Consider the following 16,481-nt stretch of genomic DNA (forward strand, 5'->3'; position numbering starts at 1 on the left):
GGGCGATCGACGCTAACTGCGTGTCGGAGTGCCGCTTTGAACAATCGCAGTACCTGGCATTAGGCACCGAGAGATGCCGCCCCATGGTCGGCCTCGTTCGAGCGCGGCGGCAGAATCATAGCCCGCAGCCACCGCAGTGTCATCAACACATTTGTCCTCCGTCGTTCTCGCCTACGCCTCGGATGTCTATGTATCGGGAGGACGGTCGTCGCCGACGGCAGGTCCTGCGAGACATGGTGACTGGACAGGGCATGAACTTCGGTGTCGCACCCTGTCACATGTCGGTACCCACGAGGGGTGGATTCGGGTGGTATGCCCCGGACGATTGATAGAGGTCAGAGCCCCTGCGATGGTTCCACGCGGACGTGTCTGGTTGTTTCGCAACGTACGTGTAAGCGAGCGGTCAACGGTTCGATCCCGGTAGGAGGCTCCGCTGCTCCGACCCCGATGCCTGGGCCGGAGTCTTTCTGTCCACCCTCATCAGCAATCGGCTCCTCGCTTTGGTAGATCCGACGCCGATCCGGAGTCCGGGATTTAGATGTGAGGAGTCGATCCGCTTCGGTCGCTCGCATCGACCCCTACCGCGAAAATCGACGCCTTCTGTCGGGGTGTCGATTTCGACGGGGGCGTGAACCCGGGCGCTTGTCAGCGGGATGAGTTCTGTGTCAAGAGGCTCGGAGCCTCCGTATCCGATACTCGCGGGAGGCGACCATGATCGCGAACGACGTTCAACGCCCTCAGGCCGGCTTACGTCCGGAGTTCGCTCGCCTCCCCCAGCGAGCGCCGTCACTCACCCGATCCACCGGCTACCGGGTGTCGACTGGTTTCGTAGGAACACGCCCGCGCGATTGTGCGGGCCAAGGATCACTGCTTCGTGACGTCCTCTGGGGTCGGGGCTGCGGACACCCGGTGGAACGAGATGGTGAGTACTGGCACGATGCATACCTCCACCACAAGGGCGATGTTGAACGGAAGCGGCGGCCATCCGAAGACAAGGGACTGGACGCCTCTCACCACCGCGCCACCGAGTATTGCCACAAGCACAAGAATGACGACTTGGCGGCGTTCACGCGGGCGGCGAATTGCCCACAGCAAGGTCAATCCCAGTGTGATCCATACGCCATTGAGAAATCGATATTCGCTATCGAAGTAGTCCGATCGTTCAGACGACATGCCTGGGCCGAAGTACAGGCCGACCGCAGCACCCAGGGCTCCGGTTGCTATCGGTATCAGCGCTAGACCAATCAGTCCTACAACGACGAGCCGCCGCCGAAGATCGCCACGTGGGAGCGCCTAGGCTCCCATCTGCTCTGCCATGAACTTGCCCCTCCGATCGACCCTGGCGATCGATTGGTAGAACCACACATGAGGCGTTGTACCGTGCCTCGTCTCATACCGGTTTCGGAGCAGACTGCTACCGCGGGATGCGGCCGGTCAAGTGGGTTCGATAGATGGGTCGACGTCCGCCGCATTGTGGACTTCGAGCCATGCAATCATATCGCGCGCTTCGGATCGTCGTGCTGCGCCGAGGGGTGTTAGTCCGTCGTAGCCGATCCAGTCGATGTCGGCCCCGTGATCGAGCAGTACGGCGGCGGTGGCGACGTGGCCTCCGTGGCAGGCACCCCAGAAACTGCTGGTGATGCTCTCGTGGGTCGGATGCTCGGTTTCCAGATGCTGGTCGACTGCGGCGACGAGTCCGAGGGCGGCCGCGTCGAACAACGTGGTGGTCGCTCCGCGCTGCACCAGCCGACGCGCGGCGCTCCACTGTCCGAATGCGGTGGCGTCCGAGAGTGGTGTGCCTCCGGCTATGACTGCGCCGCGGGCATCGATGTCGGCACCCGCATCGAGAAGTGCGTCGATGGCGTCGACGTCATCGCTGCTCGCCGCCCAATGCAGGGGTGTTTCACGATGTTCCCCTGGGAAGCGGCTATTGGGGTCGGCTCCGGCCGCGATTAGGGCTCCGACGGTTGCTCCGACGTCGGGGAAGTGGCCGGGCCAGTCGGTGGCGACGTGCAACAGTGTCCGACCTTCGCGGCGCGGAATGTGTACCGACGCGAGTTCGGTGTGCTCGGCCAGCAGGCGCTGCAATGCCTCTACATCGCCCGAATGTATTGCGGCTACAGCGGATTCGTGGATCAGATTGTCGACGAGCGCGTCGAGGATCCACTGGTCGGGAGGAATCCCGGTCGTGCCGTCTGCCGTGTCGTAGAGCCGGCACTGCATTCCATACTGGAGCGGGATGTCTCCGGCGTCGTGCGATGAATGCGGGTCGGTGTCGGGTTCGATATCGTGGCCATCGACGCGCACGCTCGGGGAACCGCGAAACTGCCGAGCCTGGGCTTGATCGTTGTTGTCGATGCGGCTGAGCGTCACCGCTGCTGTGATGGCGTTGTCCTCGAGCAGTTGTCGCAGATGCGGCAAGAACAGTTCGTAGTGGGGGCAGCCGTCGAAATACAGGACTTCGATCGACGGTGGCTCGTCCATGATGGAAATATCGGCAATGAGGCCATCTCGGATGGTTACCTGGACCAGCATTTCGGGCGGCACATCAACGCTGCTCGGTGCCGCGATAGTCATCCGAGCTGTGAACACATCGCCGACGCTCGATGAACCGGTGGGCTCGATGTCCGCGACGCGCAGAGCCATCCCGCTCGCAAGGAGTCCGGCGTAATGATCGCCCGCTTGCTCGCGGGTAATGCATTCGTGGCCTGTGCCGCGTCGCTCGCCGCCCCACCGGACATCCTCGGCCAGCAACGCTGTGAAGGCCTCTCGGGTACCGGTCGCCAGCGCTGCGGCAATACTGACGCCCACCTGGTCGGCGCTGTCGGAGCTTTGTTGTGCGCTCATCCGACTCCTGTCCTGACGCCGCGCGTGCCTGATGTTCTGGTGAAGCCGTTCGGAGCAAAGTTGCCCACGGTGCGGCCGGTGTTCACGGCCTGCGACTGGAAGAGCACCGGAACATCTCTCTACCGACTATAAACCTCCGGTACCGGTCCTACGGCGGGACGGACCGCTGTGCGGGAGACGGGCTGTGCCACTTTTACGCAATCGATGAGTAGTCTCCAAGGGCGCGTCGCGGCGCAGACTTCGGTGTTACGAGCGTGTCACACGTCGGTACCTACGAGGGTGGATTCGGGTGGTACCGCCTGGACGATCGATGCTGTTCAGAGCGTCTGTGGTGGTTTCATGTGGATGTATCTGGTTGTCTCGCAACATACTTGTAAGCGAGCGGTCAACGGTTCGATCCCGTTAGGAGGCTCCTCTGCTCCGATCCCGCTGCTGGGGTCGGAGTTTTTCTCTGCCCGTACCGCCGCATCGAATCGGCTCCCCGGTTTGGAATATCCGACGCCGATCGGAGTCAGGTATCCGAAACGGAGGAGCCGATTCGAGGGCGTGGGGCGTGGATCCGTGTTTCGGTTCGGCGTCTGTTCTTCGCTTTCGGACGTTGTTTCTCGGCGCGGTCGCGATCGACTGCCTCGATGTTCGCGTTGATCGCTCGGCGAAGCTTCCTGAGGGTGAATGCGGACAGCGGCAGGCTGATACCGAGTGCGATGAGCAGCACCAACACGACCGGCACATCGAGGCTGGTCAGTGCGTCGACGGCCAGGATCACTCCCGCCGCTACGCAGACGAGCAGAAGCTGTGCGCCGTTGTAGATCAGCATATGAAGGGCGAGCTGCCCCTTCGCGGTCGCGGGTCTGCGGGTCAGTGGCATCAGCTGTCCTGTAGTCGTAGTGGTTCCTTGAAATCTCATCAAATACCAAGTCGCACAGTAATTGTCAGTTGAGTTCCATGTACTGGATCACGAAGCGTAACGGTCACGTATGCGAACGAGTTTCGGTGCCGATTTTCTTGAGGAAGTCGTTGTAGGCGTTCAGTTCGCTGTACCCGTCCTCTTCGGCTCGGCGGTCTGCGGTGGCCGATTCGTCTTTCTCGTCTCTGTTCCACCGAATGCAGAAGATGAGTACGACCAGTAGCGCGACCGGTTCACCGTAGGACCATGCCAGTGCGCCGGCGAGTTGCTGATCGGCTACCGGATCGACTCCCCAACTCGGGGGAGGGGAGGCGAACGTGGCAAGCATCGGGGTGCTGGACATCATCAGGATGACACCGAAGAACACGTGCAGCGGCATCTCGACGAAGAGATCGAACATGCGGCCCAGGTTGCTCTGCCGGATCGGGAGTGGGCCGACGGCGAGCACGGGGATGATGAACAACAGTCCGCTGGCGAAGAAGAAGATCTCCATCGACACGTGCCCGATTTCGGTGCCGGCGAGCGCGTCGAAGATCGACGACAGATACAGGCCGTAGTAACTGAAGAGGAACAGCGGGATGGTCAGACCGGGATGTAGTGCGATGCGCCCGGCGCGGCTCCGCAAACCGGTCAGGGCGGCGATCAGTACCCATCGGCCGACGCCGTGGTGGGAGGTGGCTCGCAGCAATAGTCGTCCAGGGGAGCCGACCACCAGCAGGGGTGGGACGAGCATCGACAACGTCAGATGCTGAAACATGAAAACACTGAACAGGCTGTATCCGTAGCGTTCGATCTGCAGGCCGGTCACCAGAACCAATGCCGCGCAGCCGATGAGGAAGCTGAAGCTGCGCCCGCGTGACCATGCGATACCGCGCCGGTGGATCCTGAGCAGTCCCCAGCAGTACAGCCCGGCCATCACGATGCCGGCTATGGGCAGTATCGGCAGTGGTGGCAGATCCCAGCTCAGTAGGGCCGCCAGTGTCGGGGGAGCCTGGGGAGGATCGACGGCAGCGATGTTCATCGGTGACCTGTCATTGCCTGTTCTTGCCTCGTATCACCAGGGTCAGGGCGATAGCGGCGAGCGCGATAACCGTGATGCCCACGATGGAGAGCAGCAGCATCGTGTTCTGCTTCGGTGGCCGGTCTTCGCTGGCGGACGGATTGTTCGGATCGTAGGCCTGCGCGGTGGTCGTCGCCGGGGAGCTCGGTGAGGTGCTGGATGCGGTGTCGGTCGCTGCGACCTGGACCGAAAATGTGTACGACCCCGTGATGGGGTGCCCGTCTGCTGAGGTGACGCGGTAGCCGACGGTGTACTTGCCGTTGGGCAGGCCCTCCTTGACCATGACGGACACGTCAGGGCCCTCGACCGTGGCCGATCCTTGCGCCCATTGTTCGTCGTCCGGTCCGATGAGGCTGATGGTTGCGAAGGATTCGTTGATGTCTTGGTTGAACACCAGGCCGACACCGTTTTTCGGCGCTAACTCCAGTGAGGCGTCGGCGGGTGGATCCGAGCTGACGAGTTCGCTGTGTGCTGATGCCGGAGCCGCCCCGAACAGCGCTGTACCGCAGATGATTACGGCGACCATCATCCACCGATTCACGGTCGGTTCTCTGTTCGATCGAATTCGATTGTCAGCGCCGTCATGGGACCGCCTTCGTGTCGCACGCGAATTGCAGGATGCGTACGACAGGCTATCGCAAATACTATGAAGCATAGTATTTGGGTCGAGTTCAGGTCAGCAGGACCGCACACGCAGCGGCGGAGACTGCACTGAGTATGAGGATGGCCAGTGCCGCCGGCACGACAAGTGGTAGTACTGCGGCCGCGGCATAGGTGCCTGCTCCGGGTTTGCTCGATATGAGCGCGCCCGTGTCGAGATGATGCAACCGCTCGGTGGTCGATTCGCTGATCAGACCCAACGCCCACAGGGGGCGAGCGGAATTGGCCTGCGAGACTGTCGAAAGCGCCGACCGCACGGTCTCGGCGCTGGTCGCCGCAGCGGCGACCCGATCGGCCGCAACCTCGACCAACACCCGTACCGCGGGCGGCGCCGCAGTGAAGAGTGGGACGAACGGCAACGCTGAAGCCAGGATCTCGCAGATGTTGACGATGCGATGGTGGTGTCCGCGCAAGTGGGCTCGTTCGTGGGCCAGTACTGCGCGTTGCTCGTCGGTACCGAGGTGGGCGAGCAAGCCCTCTGTGGCGACGACGTAGCCGGGGCGTCCGTCGATGCTGTAGGCCAGCGGCATCGGATGATCGAGCCACATGATCGGTTCGGGTCCGGAATCGGTGCGAGCAACGACGGCGATGACGTCGCGGTGGTAGTCACGCACCTTAGACCGCGTCCGGAGCTGGCGGCGTGCCGAGCGCATGACTCGCGCAGTCGCCGACACCGCCAGAACTGCCGACGTCACGGCGACGGCGTCGCCTATCCACGGCTGCGCTGCGTGTTGCAGCGATCCCAGGCATCGAATGGCGAGTTCGAGCAGTCCTTCGGCGGGTGCGTGGCCAGGCCAGAGCAGCACTATGACCGCGGATCCGACGAGGAAGAACACCCCAACGATGCTGCCTATCCAGGCGGTCAGTGCGAGTGTGGGACTCACGCGCCTGGTCATCGACACCAGCAAGGCCGGCATCGCGACGGCCATGATGCCCGCGGCGACGAGCAGCGTCAGTGCGGCGATCACCGATTCACGTCCGGCAGGTTCCCACGTAGAGCGTGGAGTTCGTCGTCGGTCACGGTTTTCGCGAAATGCATCAGGACCGCGGCCGAGTCGGTGCTGGTGTCGAGGATCTCGCGTAGTGCCTGCGACGTGGCTTCCGCTCGTGACTGCACCGGGGAGTACAGGTAGGCGCGTGACTGCTTGACCCGATCCACCCACCCCTTCTCGTGGAGGTGGGTCACGACTGTCAAAATGGTGGTGTAGGCGAGTTGGCGGTCTGCCAACAGTGCGCGAAGGTCGTGGACCGACTGCGGCTGATCGCATTCCCACAGAACGTTCATCACCTCTGCTTCGAGGTCGCCGAGCCTCTTCATCGCACCCGTTCTTCTTTCCTCGTGTGTCAGCTGAGATCTACCCCGCGCGCGGACAGCCATGCCTTCGGGTCGGACTTCGTCCCATCTGCCTGCCATACCTCGTAATGCAGGTGCGGTCCGGTGGACTGACCCCGATTGCCTACCGTAGCAACGAGCTCGCCGGCCTTGACGCGTTGACCGGCCGTCACCAGCGCCTGATCGATATGGCCGTAGACACCGATCGTCCCGTCGTCCTGACGGATGCGTACCCACATCCCGAACCCCTGGGCCGGACCGGACTCGATCACCTCACCGTCGGTCACCGACACGATCGGGGTGCCGATGGTATTGGCGATGTCCAGACCGTAGTGCGTGGTACCCCACCGCGCCCCGTAATTCGAGGTCAGTGTCCCCGACACCGGAACCGCTGAGAGCGGGCGACGCGCCTCGGCGTCGCGAGCGGCCCGCTCGGCTGCCCTGACCCCACCCTCGGCCAGTTGCTCGGTCAGCCTCTGCGCCATCCGGCCGACATCGAGATCGGCCAGCTGCACTATCTGCGGGGGCGCTATCACCGACGGGCTCGGCGGCAACGCGGCTCCAGCGGACTGATCGACGCCGGCTGCGCTGAGCGCAACGGTCTCCTCCGAAGCAGCGTCCGGCGATGAGGCCGCAGCAGAGAGAAATGCACCGACGGCTACCGATGCAGCTATGGCACGTCCACCCGGCTTGGGTACTCGGCGGCGATGACTCCCGCGCCGACTACGCCCCGAGGCGCTCTCGACAAACAGGGCGTCTGCGGGCGAGACGTCCGCTGCAGCAACATCGCGCGGTATCTGCTCGACCTCGATCAGGTTCCGTGGCGTCCGACGTGGGGTGACGTTCTCGGATGCCTCGCGGATGACGGCCGGGACGTACACAGTAGACGCGATCGAGGTCGGGTAGTCGGTCCTTGCCGCGTCTGCAGCGTTCCGCGCAGGATCGATCCTGGATGCGGTCACGAAGCGCGACGGTCCGAACCCGGTCCGCAGATGACGGGGCATCGCCGATGCCGATGCGCGTTCGCCGCCGCGGCCCACCGGTGCTGCGTCGTCGATCGAATCGGGTGTGCGATGTCGAGCCAAGATCACAATCCTTGGTTGCTCACGAGGCCGAGAGACTCGCGAGATAACGAAATGGTGACGGTCAGGCCACAGGTTACTACTATCGAGCATAGTTTTTCCACCCTGGCTCTGGATCTGGCCGATGCCGGTGGCGGAAGCGTCATCGGATGACTGGCGAGCGAGGTGGCGGCGCTCGACTGATCGCTGTCCCCCCAACAACGCCACCTTCGGCCGCACGTATATGACTTATCGGCAACTCGTCATGTCGCGGGTGCGATTGCTGCACTGGCCTTTTGACTGCGGCGACGATCTCGGGCAGCTGCGCCTGCCTGGTCAATTACTATGTCACGTAGTATTTGTTATGCGATCGCGGAAGGGTGGGTGGCGGTGACAGCCGACGAACGCCCGTCATCTGCAGCTCAGGGACGATGGGGCAGAGCATTCGCCGTGCTACGCAACGGGTGGCGGCAGCTGACCTCGATGCGTACAGCGCTGGTGTTGCTGTTCCTGCTCGCCGTCGCAGCGATCCCCGGTGCCCTGTTGCCAGGCCTGAATTGATGTCGTCGGTCAGCGGCCGGCCAGAGCGTCGGCGAGGTCGTGCGGGATCGGTGTCGTCAACCCGGCATCGACGCGTCCGGTGTTGCCCATCGGGTAACGCTTGGACCACGATTCAGTGGCACCCAGCACGAGCCGAATCAGCTGCCCCCATGATTCGTGCCGGTCGCGCTCCTGCAGAGCTACTTTCAACATTTCGAGGTGGTTCCGGGTATGCAGCCAAGGGTAGGGCTGCGGCAGAATATGCGCCCGTTCGAGATGGTGCCACCGCACTTCTGTCGTCGTCGACGCCGCTGCTGCGTTCGCTTCGATCACGTAAAGCCTGCGGGCAGTGCGGTTACCACTCACAGCACTACCGTCTTCCATACCTGAGATCGCTACGTGCGAGCGCGGGGTTGCAGCAGGAATCCTCGAACTCCGGTGCAGGTGCGACCGTGATGTCGAGGCCACTCGAAACCACGGGCGGCGGGATGAACCCGGGCAACGGCGTCGTGCGGGCGGCACGAATTGCGTTGGCGATCACCAGGACTTCTGCCAGCTCGTGGACGAGAACCACGGTGGTGAGGCTCAGAATTCCGGTTGCAGCCAACGGGACGAGGATGCCGATGATGGCGATCGACAGGGCGATGTTCTGGACCATGATGCGGCGGGCATGCCGGGCGTGGGCCAGAACTTGGGGTAGATGTCGCAGATCTTCGCCCATGAGAGCAACATCGGCGGTCTCGATGGCGACATCGGTTCCCATTGCGCCCATGGCGATTCCGATATCTGCGGTCGCCAAGGCGGGGGCGTCGTTGATGCCGTCGCCGACCATGGCTATCTTTCTTCCGGCCGCGATGTCGGCCAGCAGGGAGGCTTTTTCCTCGGGTAGTAGCTCGGCGTGGACGACGGTGATGCCCGCTTGTGCGGCGAGAGTCCGCGCGGTGAGCGGGTTGTCTCCGGTGAGCATTGCGGTGTCGATTCCGAGGGCGGTGAGTTGTCGGATGGCATCGGCGGCCTCGGGGCGGAGTTCGTCGCGGACGGCGATCGCGGCAATCAGAACTCCTGCGCGCTCGACGAGAACGACTGTGGCACCGGCGGTTTGCAGTCGTGCGATGTCGGAGCGGAACATGTCGGTGTCGAACCAGCTCGGTTTTCCCAGCCTGATCGTCTCCCCGTCGAGGGTGCCGGTAAGGCCGTGTCCGGGGATTGCGGCGACGTCGTCGGCTGCCGCGACGGTCGATACGGCGGCGAGGATGGCGCGGGCGAGTGGGTGCTCGCTGCGCGCTTCGAGAGCAGCCGCCGCGGCGAGCGCGTCGACCCGGCTGATGCCCGGGGCGGTGACGACGTCGACAACCTCCGGTGTTCCTGCGGTGAGGGTGCCGGTCTTGTCCAGCGCTACGACACGAATGCGGCCGAGTTCCTCCACGGCTGCACCGCCTTTGATCAATGCCCCGTTGCGACTCGCTGCGCCGATGGCGGCGACGACCGACAAGGGAACGGAGATCGCCAGCGCGCACGGTGATGCCGCGACCAGGACCACCAGTGCTCGTTCGAGCCACAGCATGGGGTCACCGAGCATCGCGCCCACGCCTGCGACGAGGACGGCGAGAATCATGATCGAGGGCACGAGGGGGCGTGCGATCCGGTCGGCGAGCCGCTGGCCGGACCCTTTGCGGTCCTGGGCCTGCTCGACGATATGGACGATACGAGCAAGAGAACTGTCGGACGCCGACGCGGTCACGGAGATCTCGATGGCCCCGCCGCCGTTGATGGCACCGGCATGGACCTCGTCGCCGACACCGGCTTCGATCGGCACGGATTCGCCGGTGATCGCGGACAGGTCCAGGTTGGTCGATCCGCGGGTGATGGTTCCGTCCGTGGCGGCCCGCTTTCCGGGCCGCAGCACCATGGTGTCTCCGATGACGATGTCGTCGGGAGAGATGATCGATTCGGTGCCGTCTCGGATGACCGACACCGTCGGCGGCACCAACGACAGGAGGGCACGAAGTCCGCGTCGAGTCTTGGTGACCGCGTATTCCTCGAGCCCTTCGGCGATGGAGAACAAGATGCCGAGCATCGCGGCCTCGGGGATCTGCCCCAACGCGATGGCTCCGACGAGGGCGATCGTCATCAGCGTTCCGACACCGATGCGGCCGTGCCGAAGGTTTCGCAGTGTCGCAGGAACGAAGGTGGCCGCGGCGAGGGCGGCGGCTACCAGTCCACCTACGGTCGCTACCGTCTCGGCACCCGATCGGCCGATTGCCCACGACACGGCGAGAAGGATCGCGGCTGCAGCAGCGAGTTGCAGTTCGCGGACCTGCCACAACCTCTGGGGTGTGTCGTCGACGGCACGACCGTCTGCGGACGGTGGTGTGGAGGTGGGTCCGCAGCACGCGTCAGCCACGGTCGACCCCGATCGGCTCGATGAACGAGGCGGAGGACAGGGGTTCGGTCAGTGCCGAGAGCAGTCGCGAGCCGCGATCGGTGAGCGAGTACATGACCAACTTCCCTGCTCGGGTCGATTCCACGGTGTCGGCTGCTTTGAGTTTGCGGAGGTGGTGCGAGACCAGTTTCTGGCTCTGCCCCACGATCCACGCGATATCGCAGCCGCACATCTGTCCGCCGGCGTTCAAGGCGAGGGCGATGGTCAATCGCGTGGGGTCGCCGAGCGCGCGCGCAGCGTCGGCGAGTCGTTCGACGTCGCTCGAGTCCGGAAGCGAGGCGCGGACACTTTCAGCGTGGGGGAGATCCATGCACAGCAGATCGCACGAGTCGAGAGGTTCGAAAGCCATGAGAAACAATCTAACAACCATGCGATCGAAACGAAAGGCATGAAGTCGACATTCATACGATTGTTAGTATGAATGTCGAACCGGCCGATCCCAGCGAGCCCACAGTCAGTTGACGCAACCCGAGAAGGACTTGAATGAGCCGCGCGTTGAAAATTTCCCTGTCGCTGGTGGCCGTGTTCGCCGCCGTGTTGGCCATCTTTCTGGTCGTGGACAGATCCGGGTCCCCGGATGCCGCGGCCACAGAGCAAGCCGCCACCGACCCGGCCTCGATCGCGGTTCGCGAGAACAGTCACCGGTTGAACTCGGTGCCCGACGGACGGGTCACGTTCGTGGAGTTCCTCGACTTCGAGTGCGAGGCATGCCGATCCGCCTACCCGGCGATCGAACAGTTACGTGACGAGTACGGCGACCGGGTCACGTTCGTCGTTCGCTATTTCCCTATCGCCTCGCACTTCAACGCCGAACGTGCCGCGCGCGCAGTCGAAGCCGCAGCCCAGCAAGGCCAGTTCGAGGCAATGTATCAGCGCATGTACGAAACCCAGGCGCAGTGGGGCGAACAGCAAACTCCGCAGGACGAGCTTTTTCGCAGCTTCGCCGTCGAACAAGGGCTCGACATGAGCGCATTCGATGCCGCCTACACCGACCCTGCGACGCTCGAGCGTATCGAGGCCGATGTTGCGGACGGGATGGCGCTCGGCGTGCAGGGCACACCGACCTTCTTCCTCAACGGCACCAAGCTCGAGCCCACCACGTACGGAGACCTCACCGATGCCCTCGACGCTGCCCTCGGCTGACCCTGAGACCGCCGATCTGGGTGGGGGTGGACCCTTCGATCGGAGCCTGCCCTGGCTGCTGCTCTTCGGCGGGTTGACCGGACTGCTCGCCGCGTTCGTCCTCACGGTGGAGAAGTTCGCTCTCGCAAGCGATCCTGCCTACGCGCCCACGTGCAGCATCAACCCTGTCCTCAACTGCGGATCGGTGATGGACACCCCGCAGGCGTCCGCGTTCGGATTCCCCAATTCCCTGCTCGGCATCGGCGGCTTCGCGGTCGTGGCAGTGATCGGCGCTGCTCTACTCGCAGGTGCGGTGTTCGCCCGATGGTTCTGGGTCGCAATGCAAGTCGGTGTCACGGTGGCAGTTGTCTTCGTGCACTGGTTGATCGTGCAGTCCCTGTACGAGATCGACGCGTTGTGTCCGTACTGCATGGCGGTGTGGGCGGTGACCGTACCGATCTTCTGGTACGTCACCCTGCGAAACCTCGACCGTGCCGGGTCGAAACCCGTTCTCAGACAATGGATCGAGTTGTCTGTACGCAACCATTCTGTTCCGCTGACCGTGTGGTTCCTCGCGGTGATCGCCCTGATCGCGCAGCGCTTCTGGTCGTACTGGTCCACACTGCTCTGAGCCGAAAGCAGACGCGTGCACCTCGGACGCGGGTCAAGGGTTCGATCCCGCTGCTGGGGTCGGAGTTTTTCTGTGCCCGCACCGCCGCTGCGGATCAGCTCCTCGCATTCGCACATCCGACGCCGATCGGAGTCGGGTATCCGAAACGGAGGAGCCGATTCGAGGCGTGAACCATATCGACGACCGCAGCGAAACTTTCGCCACGAACCCTCAGGCGCAACGCGTCCAGCCGCGACTGTTTTTTCGGATGAACCACTCGTGATGTCTTTACACTGCGACTGTTTCGGCCATCGGGGCCGGCGGCAGCGGAGGCTGGGTGCGCTGCCACGCTGATCCGTATCGCGTGTACTGCGCCGGAGCTTCGATCGGTTCCCGAAGTTCATCGGCAGCAGTGCGGACCCAGAACGGATCCTTGAGCATCTCTCGCCCGATGAGTACGACGTCAGCGCGTCCATTACGCACGATGTCTTCCGCTTGCTGTCCGGATTCGATGCGCCCGACTGCGCCGGTGCGGATGCCGACCTCCCGCCGGATGCGCTCAGCTGCTGGAACCTGGAATCCGGGAAACGAGGACACCTTGACCGGCGCTGAGCCGCCCGACGATACGTCGATGAGATCTACGCCCTGCTCTTTCATCCACCTACCGAAAACGACGTAGTCGTCGGGGGTGTTTCCTTCGTCGACATAGTCGGTCGAGGAGATGCGGACGAACAGGGGGCCGCTCCATTCGCCGCGCACCGCGTCGAGAACTTCGCGGACGATGCGGTAGCGGCCCACATGATCGCCTCCGTACTCGTCGGTGCGCTTGTTGGAGATCGGGGAGAGGAATTCGTTGAGCAGGAAGCCGTGGGCGGCGTGAACTTCGATGACGTCGAATCCCGCCTCGATCGCGCGCTTGGTGGCGGCGCGGAACGCTTCCACGATATCCGCGATGCCCTCCACGGTCAGTTCCTCGGGGACGCGGGAGTCCGGGCCCCACGCGATCGCAGAGGGAGCGACGGCAGTGCGCTCGGGTATCCCCAATTGCCTTCCGGCGTGGCCGATTTGCACACCCATTCGTCCGCCGACCAGGTGTACAGCGTCGACGATGCGTCGGAGGTTCGGGATCTGAGAGTCGTCCCATATTCCGAGGTCGCCTGGGCCGATCGGGCCGTTCGGTGCTACCGCAGCGGTCTCGGTCATGACCAGACCCGCGCCGCCGAGTGCGCGGGCTCCGTAGTGCATGACGTGGAAGTCGGTAGCGACTCCCTCGGCCGTGGCCGAATGCATGCACATCGGTGACATGGCGACACGATTCCGAAAGGTCACTCCGCGGATTTCGTACGGCTCGAGCAGTGTTGCGGACAAGGAAACTCCTGAATTGCTGGCTGACCGCCAGCGGAAAGATGATGAATCGAGGGTGTGTCGCACGTGGCCGATGGCGACAGCATCATGGTCGTTTCTCGCCGACAGCCTCGGCATCGGGACCACCAGGGCCGGTAGCTCCGATGTCGACGGCGGTAACGGTGTCAGTTCGTGGGCGTGGAGTGCGTGTGGAACGTTTTCGCCACGATCTGCCACTCACCGTTTGCCTCGAGCAGGTGAAAGAAGTCGCTGAACCGAAATCCGTCGAGATTGTCGGAGTCGACGCGCGCACTCGCGACAGTGCCGACGATGTCGACGGTCACGATTGCCGAGTTCGGGGTCGAAGGCTCGAAATCGTTATCGATTCCATCGAACAGCGCCTGGATGGGTGCGCGCGTCACTCCGGACTCACCCACAGTGAACATCGCGGCGTCGGGATGGAAAGCAGGCTGCATGATCGAGCTGTCTGCCTTGGCGCAGCTCTCGAGATACTTCGACAGCGTCTTTACAACGGCTGTGTATTCCTCGACGTAGGTCTTGTCGGTCATATTTGCTCCTCGGCTTCGTTCAGGGATCTGTAGCGCGCGCTACAGATGCTAATGTAGTGGGCGCTACAGAATTCGTCAAACGGGAGGCTGCCATGCTCGACGGGACACCGAAAGGCGCTGCGAAAGGACGTACCCGGGGCTTCGACAAGCAGCTCGCCCTCGAATCAGCGATGGACATGTTTTGGCAACACGGCTACGAGGGGACGTCCGTCAGTGAGTTGTGCGCGGGTATCGGGATCAAGCCCCCCAGTCTCTACGCGGCGTTCGGCAGCAAAGCGCAACTCTTTCTCGAGGTCCTGGAGTACTACGAGCGCACCTACTGGGATCCGGTCTGGGATGCCTTCGAGCGTGAGTCACACGTGATGAGTGCATTCACTCAACTTTTCGCGGACACGGTGAGCGTGATCACCGCGCCAGGCCCGCATCTCGGGTGTCTCGTCACGCTCTCGGCCGCCAGCTTGGTGGATCGCGACAGTGATGTAGCGCGCGCGCTCGTCGCCATCGGCGACGACGGACTGCGCCGCTTCGAAGCCAAGCTCGATTTCGGTATCCGAGACGGTCAGATCTCCCCGAAGGCCGACACACTCGCGCTCGCACACTCCGCGAGCATGATCGTCGACGGTCTTGCAATGCGTGCGCATGACCGGATGCCACCTGAGATGTTGCGACGGCTTGCGGCGGTGGGGACCGACATGATCCCCGTGTCGGACTGATGAACCCACTCCCCGCTCAATCCCGCCGCAACCTCCACGCATCGCAGACGCGTCATCGCCATCGGACTTCCCATCTCGACGAGCTGGCGTCCAGGCTCGGCCCGATCGTCGCCCTGCCTCCGGTCTCGCTGACTGCCGGCGCGGTCAGGGCTTGGTCGGCCACCATGAAGCGGGCTGGTTGGCATGGCTACTTTCGTAAATCTGTCACAGCTCACTGTGCACCTCGAACCTCGGTGTAACGACTCAGGCGGGGTCGACCGAAGCGATGGAACGGAAGTTTTGTCGAACGTGCTCGGTCCGATGGACCGGTTGTAGACCGAATTGGGCCGTGGCCCGAATATGCTCGTCTCATGGGGGATGACACATCGAATGGGACCGTTGAAATCGACTACCGCCGAATAGGTACTGGGGCACCGATGCTCCTGATCCACGGAATCGGGCACAGGCGTCAGATGTGGGATCCGGTGGTCGCGCGCCTGAACGGGGACTTCGACACGGTGTCGGTCGATCTTCCGGGCTTCGGTAACAGTCCGCCCCTGCCGAAGGGAGATACCCCGACCCCGCACCGCCTCGCTGACCATCTCGAGAAAATTCTCGACGAATTAGGTTGGCCCACTGCTCATCTCGTCGGAAATTCGCTCGGTGCCTGGGTCTCGTTGGAGCTCGCCCGGCGTGGTCGTGCGAGCTCGGTGTGCGCGCTCATGCCTGCAGGCTTGTGGCGCTCGACCGGAGGTGTGGGTCACCAGCGACGAAAAGCACTCTTCGCGATGTGGACCAACGGAACACGGTTACCGATGGCAGGTCTGCTGATCCGCAATGCGGCGCTGCGTACCCCGGTGTTGTTCGGATTGTTCGGCCGTCCGTGGCGCATTCCCGCAGCCGACGCCGTCGGTGATGCGGAGAATTTGCGCACCTGTGATTTCGCTCGGACCATGTCTGCTCTCGACGGCACCCGATTCGAGGGCGGCGCAGAGACAGCGGTCCCTGTCACGGTGTTGTTCGGTGGTCGGGATCCGCTGATCCGCGTCCGGGAAACCGACCTGGGGCTGCTTCCCGACTCGACGAGAGTCCTGTTCGAGCGGCATCTGGGCCACGTTCCTACCTGGGACGATCCGGACTTGGTGTCGAGGATCGTCAGGGAATCGACGTTGTAGTCGTTGCGCACACAGCCACATGGCATCGGTTGGATCTGACCGCACGACAGCATGATCGGTGTCGGCAAGAGGCTTGGTGATCACGTATTCGACCCTGAACGAGGGTGACTGTGACTGC

The 16,481-nt window shown here is 63.3% G+C and carries 17 protein-coding genes and 1 pseudogene; 5 read left to right on the forward strand and 13 right to left on the reverse strand.

What is annotated here, in order from left to right; translation table 11 throughout:
- Positions 1–864 precede the first annotated feature (864 nt).
- The 8 genes from R4P57_RS26825 to R4P57_RS13505 form a co-directional block, all read right to left on the reverse strand.
- Positions 865–1,248, reverse strand: a complete 384-nt coding sequence (locus R4P57_RS26825) for a DUF4345 domain-containing protein (RefSeq protein WP_411742366.1) — start codon at positions 1,246–1,248, stop codon at positions 865–867.
- A 186-nt stretch (positions 1,249–1,434) separates the two neighbouring features.
- Positions 1,435–2,847, reverse strand: coding sequence for an ankyrin repeat domain-containing protein (locus R4P57_RS13475; protein WP_317803335.1), 1,413 nt, complete (start codon positions 2,845–2,847; stop codon positions 1,435–1,437).
- A gap of 511 nt (positions 2,848–3,358) precedes the next feature.
- Positions 3,359–3,715: a DUF4229 domain-containing protein gene (locus tag R4P57_RS13480; protein ID WP_317803336.1), complete on the reverse strand. Its 357-nt coding sequence runs from the start codon at positions 3,713–3,715 to the stop codon at positions 3,359–3,361.
- A gap of 103 nt (positions 3,716–3,818) precedes the next feature.
- The gene (locus R4P57_RS13485) at positions 3,819–4,775 is read right to left on the reverse strand and encodes a cytochrome c oxidase assembly protein (protein WP_317803337.1); all 957 of its coding nucleotides are present in this window, start codon (positions 4,773–4,775) and stop codon (positions 3,819–3,821) included.
- Between the two features lie 10 nt (positions 4,776–4,785).
- Positions 4,786–5,343, reverse strand: coding sequence for a copper resistance protein CopC (locus R4P57_RS13490; protein ID WP_317803338.1), 558 nt, complete (start codon positions 5,341–5,343; stop codon positions 4,786–4,788).
- Between the two features lie 142 nt (positions 5,344–5,485).
- Complete coding sequence (locus R4P57_RS13495; RefSeq protein WP_317803339.1) at positions 5,486–6,442, reverse strand: M56 family metallopeptidase; 957 nt, start codon at positions 6,440–6,442, stop codon at positions 5,486–5,488.
- The gene (locus R4P57_RS13500; protein ID WP_317803340.1) at positions 6,439–6,792 is read right to left on the reverse strand and encodes a BlaI/MecI/CopY family transcriptional regulator; all 354 of its coding nucleotides are present in this window, start codon (positions 6,790–6,792) and stop codon (positions 6,439–6,441) included. Before R4P57_RS13500 ends, R4P57_RS13495 begins: the two co-directional genes overlap by 4 nt.
- A 26-nt stretch (positions 6,793–6,818) precedes the next feature.
- A complete protein-coding gene (locus R4P57_RS13505) occupies positions 6,819–7,481 on the reverse strand; it encodes a M23 family metallopeptidase (RefSeq protein ID WP_317803648.1) in 663 nt (220 codons plus the stop codon).
- A gap of 732 nt (positions 7,482–8,213) precedes the next feature.
- Here R4P57_RS13505 and R4P57_RS13510 point away from each other — a divergent pair.
- Positions 8,214–8,417: pseudogene (locus R4P57_RS13510) on the forward strand (hypothetical protein); the annotation flags it as partial.
- A 21-nt stretch (positions 8,418–8,438) separates the two neighbouring features.
- Here R4P57_RS13510 and R4P57_RS13515 read toward each other — a convergent pair.
- From R4P57_RS13515 to R4P57_RS13525, 3 genes are read right to left on the reverse strand one after another with little or no spacing between them, the layout of a single operon-like run.
- On the reverse strand, positions 8,439–8,774 hold the full coding sequence (locus R4P57_RS13515) for a DUF3703 domain-containing protein (RefSeq protein ID WP_317803341.1): 336 nt from the start codon (positions 8,772–8,774) through the stop codon (positions 8,439–8,441).
- 4 nt (positions 8,775–8,778) lie between these two features.
- Positions 8,779–10,812 carry a cation-translocating P-type ATPase gene (locus tag R4P57_RS13520; RefSeq protein WP_317803342.1) on the reverse strand — a complete coding sequence of 678 codons (2,034 nt, stop codon included), beginning with the start codon at positions 10,810–10,812 and terminating at the stop codon, positions 8,779–8,781.
- Positions 10,805–11,200, reverse strand: coding sequence for a metalloregulator ArsR/SmtB family transcription factor (locus R4P57_RS13525; protein WP_317803343.1), 396 nt, complete (start codon positions 11,198–11,200; stop codon positions 10,805–10,807). Before R4P57_RS13525 ends, R4P57_RS13520 begins: the two co-directional genes overlap by 8 nt.
- Before the next feature lie 134 nt (positions 11,201–11,334).
- On the opposite strand from R4P57_RS13525, the gene R4P57_RS13530 reads away from it, so the two are divergent.
- Positions 11,335–11,994 (forward strand): DsbA family protein, encoded by a 660-nt coding sequence (locus tag R4P57_RS13530; RefSeq protein ID WP_317803344.1) that lies wholly within the window; start codon positions 11,335–11,337, stop codon positions 11,992–11,994.
- Positions 11,969–12,604, forward strand: a complete 636-nt coding sequence (locus R4P57_RS13535) for a vitamin K epoxide reductase family protein (RefSeq protein WP_317803345.1) — start codon at positions 11,969–11,971, stop codon at positions 12,602–12,604. Before R4P57_RS13530 ends, R4P57_RS13535 begins: the two co-directional genes overlap by 26 nt.
- A 267-nt stretch (positions 12,605–12,871) precedes the next feature.
- On the opposite strand, the gene namA is transcribed toward R4P57_RS13535, so the two are convergent.
- On the reverse strand, positions 12,872–13,951 hold the full coding sequence (namA, locus tag R4P57_RS13540; RefSeq protein WP_317803346.1) for an NADPH dehydrogenase NamA: 1,080 nt from the start codon (positions 13,949–13,951) through the stop codon (positions 12,872–12,874).
- Between the two features lie 161 nt (positions 13,952–14,112).
- Positions 14,113–14,496: a nuclear transport factor 2 family protein gene (locus R4P57_RS13545; protein WP_317803347.1), complete on the reverse strand. Its 384-nt coding sequence runs from the start codon at positions 14,494–14,496 to the stop codon at positions 14,113–14,115.
- Between the two features lie 56 nt (positions 14,497–14,552).
- On the opposite strand from R4P57_RS13545, the gene R4P57_RS13550 reads away from it, so the two are divergent.
- Positions 14,553–15,209, forward strand: a complete 657-nt coding sequence (locus R4P57_RS13550) for a TetR/AcrR family transcriptional regulator (protein WP_317803348.1) — start codon at positions 14,553–14,555, stop codon at positions 15,207–15,209.
- A gap of 416 nt (positions 15,210–15,625) precedes the next feature.
- On the forward strand, positions 15,626–16,363 hold the full coding sequence (locus tag R4P57_RS13555; RefSeq protein WP_317803349.1) for an alpha/beta fold hydrolase: 738 nt from the start codon (positions 15,626–15,628) through the stop codon (positions 16,361–16,363).
- Positions 16,364–16,481 lie beyond the last annotated feature (118 nt).

It is taken from the genome of Rhodococcus sp. IEGM 1330 (assembly GCF_033142445.1).
Taxonomy (GTDB): domain Bacteria; phylum Actinomycetota; class Actinomycetes; order Mycobacteriales; family Mycobacteriaceae; genus Rhodococcoides.

Coding starts and splice junctions, on each gene's coding strand:
- R4P57_RS13545 (WP_317803347.1), bottom strand. CDS start 14,496: ATGACCGACAAGACCTACGTCGAGGAATACACAGCCGTTGTAAAGACG.
- R4P57_RS13475 (WP_317803335.1), bottom strand. CDS start 2,847: ATGAGCGCACAACAAAGCTCCGACAGCGCCGACCAGGTGGGCGTCAGT.
- R4P57_RS13485 (WP_317803337.1), bottom strand. CDS start 4,775: ATGAACATCGCTGCCGTCGATCCTCCCCAGGCTCCCCCGACACTGGCG.
- R4P57_RS13530 (WP_317803344.1), top strand. CDS start 11,335: ATGAGCCGCGCGTTGAAAATTTCCCTGTCGCTGGTGGCCGTGTTCGCC.
- R4P57_RS13490 (WP_317803338.1), bottom strand. CDS start 5,343: ATGATGGTCGCCGTAATCATCTGCGGTACAGCGCTGTTCGGGGCGGCT.
- R4P57_RS13535 (WP_317803345.1), top strand. CDS start 11,969: ATGCCCTCGACGCTGCCCTCGGCTGACCCTGAGACCGCCGATCTGGGT.
- R4P57_RS13555 (WP_317803349.1), top strand. CDS start 15,626: ATGCTCCTGATCCACGGAATCGGGCACAGGCGTCAGATGTGGGATCCG.
- R4P57_RS13525 (WP_317803343.1), bottom strand. CDS start 11,200: ATGGCTTTCGAACCTCTCGACTCGTGCGATCTGCTGTGCATGGATCTC.
- R4P57_RS13480 (WP_317803336.1), bottom strand. CDS start 3,715: ATGCCACTGACCCGCAGACCCGCGACCGCGAAGGGGCAGCTCGCCCTT.
- R4P57_RS13500 (WP_317803340.1), bottom strand. CDS start 6,792: ATGAAGAGGCTCGGCGACCTCGAAGCAGAGGTGATGAACGTTCTGTGG.